We start from the raw sequence: 5,926 nt of genomic DNA, 5'->3' as shown, positions 1-5,926 counted from the left end.
TCGACAAGCCCGGCGGCACCATCGCCTCGGAGTTCCGCTACCTCTTGGTGCCCATTCGTATCGCCGGCTAGCGGTCGATGCGCATCACGCACCTGATCCTCACCGACTTCCGCTCCTACGAGGACGTCCGGATCGAGTTGGGTCCCGGCGTCACCACCCTTGTGGGACGCAACGGCCACGGCAAGACGAACGTGGTCGAGGCGGTGCGCTACCTGTCCACGCTGTCCTCGCATCGGGTCGCCACCGATGCGCCGATGCTGCGGGCAGGCGCTCGCCGCGCCATCGTCTCCGGCCGGGTCCAACGGGGAGAACGCACGCTCACGCTCGAGGTCACCATGATCCCGGGCAAGGCCAATCAGGCCCGGCTCAATCGGGGCAACGCGAAGCCGCGCGACCTTGTCGGGATTCTCCGGACCGTGGTCTTCGCGCCGGAGGATCTGGCTCTCGTCAAGGGAGACCCGGGCACCAGGCGCGTGTTCATGGATGAGTTGTGCGTTGCCCTGCAGCCCGCGCTTGCCGGGGACCTGGCCGACTATGACCGGGTACTTCGCCAACGCTCGTCGCTGCTGAAGTCGGCGCGCGGCAAGCCGCGCTTCGATGCCAGGACTCTCGACGTCTGGGACGAGAAGTTGGCGGACCTGGGCGCACGCATCATGCACGCCCGCCTTGCGGCCGTCGAGGCCCTGGCGTCCCACGTGACGCGGGCGTACGAGGACGTTGCGCCAGGCGAGGGCACCTGCTCGCTGGGCTACTCGACGTCGGCGAGGGTGGCGCGCGACCACGCCGACGGCACCGACCCGCCGTCACCGGAGCCACCCACCGCCGCCACGCCCGTCGCCGATCTCGGCGCGGCGCTGCTCGCCATGATGGTCGAACGCCGCGCGCAGGAAATCGACCGCGGGGTGTGTCTGGTGGGCCCGCATCGCGACGACCTCGACATCCGCATCGGCGACCTGCCCGCCAAGGGATACGCGAGTCACGGCGAGAGTTGGTCGTGCGCTCTTGCGCTGAGACTGGGGTCGTTTGCCCTACTGGCGGACGATGGCGATGACGGAGAACCGGTCCTGATCCTCGATGACGTGTTCGCGGAATTGGATACCGGCCGACGCGCGGCGCTCGCGGGCCGCGTCGCCACCGCGGGCCAGGTGCTGATTACGGCCGCGGTCGCGGAGGATGTTCCTGAGCAACTGCGGGAACACCCCGACGGCCACCGACTCCTGTACGTCACGCCGGGGATCGTCAGTGACGGCGAAGGCGAGGGCAAGACGCATGACCGATGAGCGCGAGGAACCCGGGCCTGAAGCACCGGGGCCGGACGTGAACGCCCCACTGGGTTCGCCAGCACACGGTTCGGGTGCGTCACCGCCCCGCAAGGACGCCGCTACCCAGGCCCGCGAGGCGATGGAACGGGCGCGAGCGTCGGCACGGGAGCGGGGAGCCGCCCGGATCTCTCCCGAGACAGCGCGTCGGCGCAAGGCGGCGAACAAGGACACGGCGGGAGGCGGATCGCCGATGCCATTTGGCGCGGGCCGCGACCCGCGCGCGATGAGCGACAACGTCACCGCACTGCTGCGCCGCATGGGATGGACGGAGAACATCGAGGTGGCGGCGGTCACCGCCCGCTGGCGCGAGGTCATTGGCGACCAGATCGCGGACCACTGCGAGCCCGTGAGCTTCGAAGGCGGCGTGCTGCTGCTCCGCGCTTCGTCGAGCGCGTGGGCCACCCAGATGCAACTGATGTCGGGTCAGGTGCGCCATCGACTCAATGAGGAGTTTGGCCGCGAGGTGGTCAAGGAGCTCAGATTCATCGGTCCCAGCGATCGGCACTGGGTGAAGGGCCCACGGCGCGTCAAGGGCCGCGGACCCCGCGACACATACGGGTAGGGGGCTGGATTCGAGGTGTGTCGCCGTGTGCACCCCCAAAGGTCCCGCCTCGACCCCTTCCAGAGCCGCGCACGACCCCTCCCGGGAGTCTCCTCAGAAATGCGCGCGTGACCACATTCCCCAGATTCCCCCTGAATCGCCCAGGGAAGCCGCTCAGAGCGCGTAGAATGGACCGAGGTAGGACGCGACCCGAATCGGGGCACGTGAGGGGCTTGGAAAGGCAATCTGTGGCCAACACCGACGTAAGGGCGAGCGAGCCCGCATACGGCGCTAGCGACATCACGGTTCTCGAGGGTCTCGAGGCCGTGCGCAAGCGCCCCGGCATGTATATCGGCTCCACGGGGGAGCGGGGTCTTCACCACTTGGTCTACGAGGTCGTGGACAACTCCGTGGACGAGGCCCTCGCCGGGCATTGCGACACCATCACCGTCACTTTGCTCGAAGACGGCGGCGTGCGCACCACGGACAACGGGCGCGGCATTCCGGTCGACATGCACCCCGTTGAGGGCAAGCCCACGCTTGAGGTGGTCATGACGATCCTCCACGCGGGAGGAAAGTTCGGCGGCAGCGGCTACGCGGTGTCGGGCGGCCTGCACGGCGTCGGCATCTCCGTGGTGAACGCGCTGTCGCGCAAGGTGGAGACCGAGGTCAAGCGGCAGGGCCACGTGTGGCGCCAGACGTTCGCCGACGGCGGCAAGCCGCAGGGCGACATTGTCAAGGGCGAGGCGACGTCCGAGACCGGAACGATGCAGACGTTCTGGGCGGACCCGACGATCTTCGAGACCACCGACTATGACTTCGAGACGCTGCGCGCCCGCTTCCAGCAGATGGCGTTCCTCAACAAGGGCCTGAGCATCACGCTCATCGACGAACGCCCCGACCACATCTCGGGGGACGACGACGAGGAGGCACCCACCTCGCGCAGCGTCACCTATATGTACGAGGGCGGCCTCGTCGACTACGTCACGCACCTCAACGCCATGAAGAAGGCCGAGCTGGTGCACCCCGAGGTCATCAGCATCGAGACCGAGGACGTGGAGAACAAGATCTCCGTCGAGCTTGCGCTGCAGTGGACCAACGGATACTCGGAGTCGGTGTTCACGTACGCCAACACGATCGCCACCACTGAAGGCGGCGCGCACGAGGAAGGCTTCCGTGCCGCCATGACCTCGCTGGTCAATCGCTACGCGCGCGACAAGGGCATCCTCAAGGACAAGGACGAGAACCTCACGGGCGACGACGTCCGTGAGGGCCTCACCGCCGTCGTCTCCGTCAAGCTGGGCGAGCCCCAATTTGAGGGCCAGACCAAGACCAAGCTGGGCAACACGATCGCCAAGACCTTTGTGCAGAAGGTGGTCAACGAGCGCCTGACCGACTGGTTCGACTCGCACCCGAACGAGGGCCGCGACGTGATCCGCAAGGCGATCCAGGCGTCGCAAGCCAGGATGGCCGCGCGCAAGGCCCGCGAGGCTACGCGCCGCAAGGGACTCCTCGAGTCGGGCGGCATGCCCGGAAAGCTGTCCGACTGCCAGAGCCGCAACCCCGATGAATGCGAGATCTTCATCGTCGAGGGAGACTCCGCCGGCGGCTCCGCGAAGCAGGGCCGCGAGCCGTACAACCAGGCGATCATGCCGATCCGCGGCAAGATCCTCAACGTGGAACGGGTGCGTCTGGACCGGGCGCTCGCCAACCACGAAGTCCAGGGCCTCATCACCGCGTTCGGCGCGGGCATGGGCGAGGACTTCAACATCGACAAGGCGCGCTATCACAAGATCGTGCTGATGGCCGATGCCGACGTAGACGGCCAGCACATTCGCACCTTGCTGCTCACGCTGCTGTTCCGGTACATGCGGCCGCTGATCGACGCTGGCTACGTCTACTTGGCGCAGCCGCCGCTGTTCAAGATCAAGTGGTCCAACTCGCCGCACGAGTACGTGTACACCGACAAGGAGCGCGACATCATGCTCGCCGAGGGCATGAAGGCGGGCAAGAAGATCCCCAAAGAGAACGGGATCCAGCGCTACAAGGGTCTGGGTGAGATGGACCACGAGGAGCTGCGGGTCACCACCATGGACCCGTCCAGCCGAACCCTCCTCAAGGTGTCGATGGACGATGCCGCCATGGCCGACGAGGTGTTCTCGGTCCTGATGGGCGAAGACGTCGAGTCTCGCCGCAACTTCATTCAGCGCAACGCGAAGGATGTGCGTTTCCTTGACATCTAATTCGACGCCGCCATCTGACGGCCCAGAACTCATCAACCACGGCCGCATCGAGGCGGTCGACCTCAACACCGAGATGCAGCGGTCCTACATGGACTACGCGATGTCGGTCATCGTCGGCCGTGCGCTTCCCGACGTGCGCGACGGCCTCAAGCCGGTGCACCGGCGCGTGCTGTACGCGATGTTCGACGGCGGCTACCGCCCCGACCGCGCCTTCTCGAAGTGCAGCCGCGTCGTCGGCGACGTGATGGGCAAGTACCACCCGCATGGCGACTCGGCGATCTACGACACCATGGTCCGCCTGGTGCAGCCGTGGTCGCTGCGCTACCCGCTGATCCAGGGTCAGGGAAACTTCGGTTCGCCCGGCAACGACGGCGCCGCGGCCTCGCGATACACCGAGTGCAAGATGGCGCCGCTGGCCATGGAGATGGTCCGCGACATTGACAAGGACACCGTCGATTTCGAGGACAACTACGACGGCCGCGAGCAGGAGCCGATCATCCTGCCCGCCCGCTTCCCCAACCTGCTGGTCAACGGCAGCGCGGGTATCGCGGTGGGCATGGCGACCAACATTCCGCCCCACAACCTGCGCGAGGTGGCGGCCGGAGTGCAGTGGCATCTCGACCACCCGGACGCGACGCGCGAGGAGCTCCTTGACGCGCTCATGGAGCGCATCCCGGGCCCGGATTTCCCGACGGGCGCCACCATCTTGGGCCGCCGCGGCATCGAGGAGGCGTACCGCACCGGTCGCGGCTCCGTCACGATGCGCGCCGTGGTCAACATCGAGGAAGTCCAGGGGCGCATGTGCCTGGTCATCACCGAGTTGCCGTATCAGGTCAACCCGGACAACCTCGCCATCAAGATCGCCGACCTGGTCAAGGACGGCAAGGTCGCCGGCATCGCCGACATCCGTGATCAGTCGTCGGGCCGCACCGGTCAGCGCCTCGAGATCGTGCTCAAGCGCGACGCCGTGGCCAAGGTGGTGCTCAACAACCTCTACAAGCACACGCAGCTGCAGGACACCTTCGGCTGCAACATGCTCGCGATCGTCGACGGCGTGCCGCGCACCCTCGCTTTGGACGGCTTTGTGCGCCACTGGGTGACGCACCAGGTCGAGGTCATCCAGCGTCGTACCGCGTACCGCCTGCGGGAGGCGGAGCGCGAGGCCCACATCTTGCAGGGCTACCTCAAGGCGCTCGACGCGCTCGACGAGGTCATCGCCCTGATCCGCCGTTCGCCCGACGTGGACGCGGCGCGGACCGGGCTCATGGACCTGCTTGACGTGGACGAGGTTCAGGCGACCGCCATCCTCAACCTGCAGCTGCGTCGTCTGGCCGCGCTCGAGCGCCAGAAGATCACCGACGACTTCAACGCGCTCATGACCGAGATCACCGACCTGCGCGAGATCCTCGCGTCCGAGCCACGCCAGCGCACCATCATCTCGGACGAGTTGGGCGAGATTGTCCGCAAGTACGGCGACGCTCGCCGCACGGAGATCTCGCCGTTCGACGGCGAGGTTTCGATGGAGGACCTCATCGCCGAAGAGGAGGTCGTGGTCACGATCACGCGCGGCGGCTACGCGAAGCGCACCAGGTCCGACCAGTACCGGGCTCAGCGCCGCGGCGGCAAGGGTGTGCGCGGGGCGACCCTGCGCACCGACGACCTTGTGGACCACTTCTTTGTGACGACGACCCACCATTGGTTGCTGTTCTTCACCAACCTGGGCCGCGTGTATCGCGCCAAGGCCTACGAGCTGCCCGAGGGCGGCCGTGACTCCAAGGGTCAGCACGTGGCCAACATGCTCGCGTTCCAGCCGGGCGAAC

Annotated in this window: 4 protein-coding genes; all 4 read left to right on the top strand. The window is 66.9% G+C overall.

The window, feature by feature from the left end:
• Positions 1-77 precede the first annotated feature (77 nt).
• Complete coding sequence (gene recF, locus QZZ29_RS11120) at positions 78-1,280, top strand: DNA replication/repair protein RecF (protein ID WP_291383295.1); 1,203 nt, start codon at positions 78-80, stop codon at positions 1,278-1,280.
• Positions 1,270-1,884 carry a DciA family protein gene (locus QZZ29_RS11115; protein ID WP_291383293.1) on the top strand — a complete coding sequence of 205 codons (615 nt, stop codon included), beginning with the start codon at positions 1,270-1,272 and terminating at the stop codon, positions 1,882-1,884. Before recF ends, QZZ29_RS11115 begins: the two co-directional genes overlap by 11 nt.
• Before the next feature lie 227 nt (positions 1,885-2,111).
• The gene (gene gyrB, locus QZZ29_RS11110; RefSeq protein ID WP_291383291.1) at positions 2,112-4,106 is read left to right on the top strand and encodes a DNA topoisomerase (ATP-hydrolyzing) subunit B; all 1,995 of its coding nucleotides are present in this window, start codon (positions 2,112-2,114) and stop codon (positions 4,104-4,106) included.
• Positions 4,096-5,926 (top strand): DNA gyrase subunit A (gyrA, locus tag QZZ29_RS11105; protein WP_291383289.1); only part of this gene is annotated, 1,831 nt, incomplete at its 3' end. The genes gyrB and gyrA, both read left to right, overlap by 11 nt.

Origin of the sequence: Demequina sp. (assembly GCF_016278765.1) — a bacterium.
Classification (GTDB): Bacteria; Actinomycetota; Actinomycetes; order Actinomycetales; family Demequinaceae; genus Demequina.
The sequence above is the reverse complement of the archived record's forward strand: the minus strand, read 5'-3'. Positions and strand labels throughout refer to the sequence as shown.

Excerpts from the sequence above, each read along its gene's own strand:
- recF (WP_291383295.1), top strand. The coding sequence starts at position 78 with ATGCGCATCACGCACCTGATCCTCACCGACTTCCGCTCCTACGAGGAC.
- QZZ29_RS11115 (WP_291383293.1), top strand. The coding sequence starts at position 1,270 with ATGACCGATGAGCGCGAGGAACCCGGGCCTGAAGCACCGGGGCCGGAC.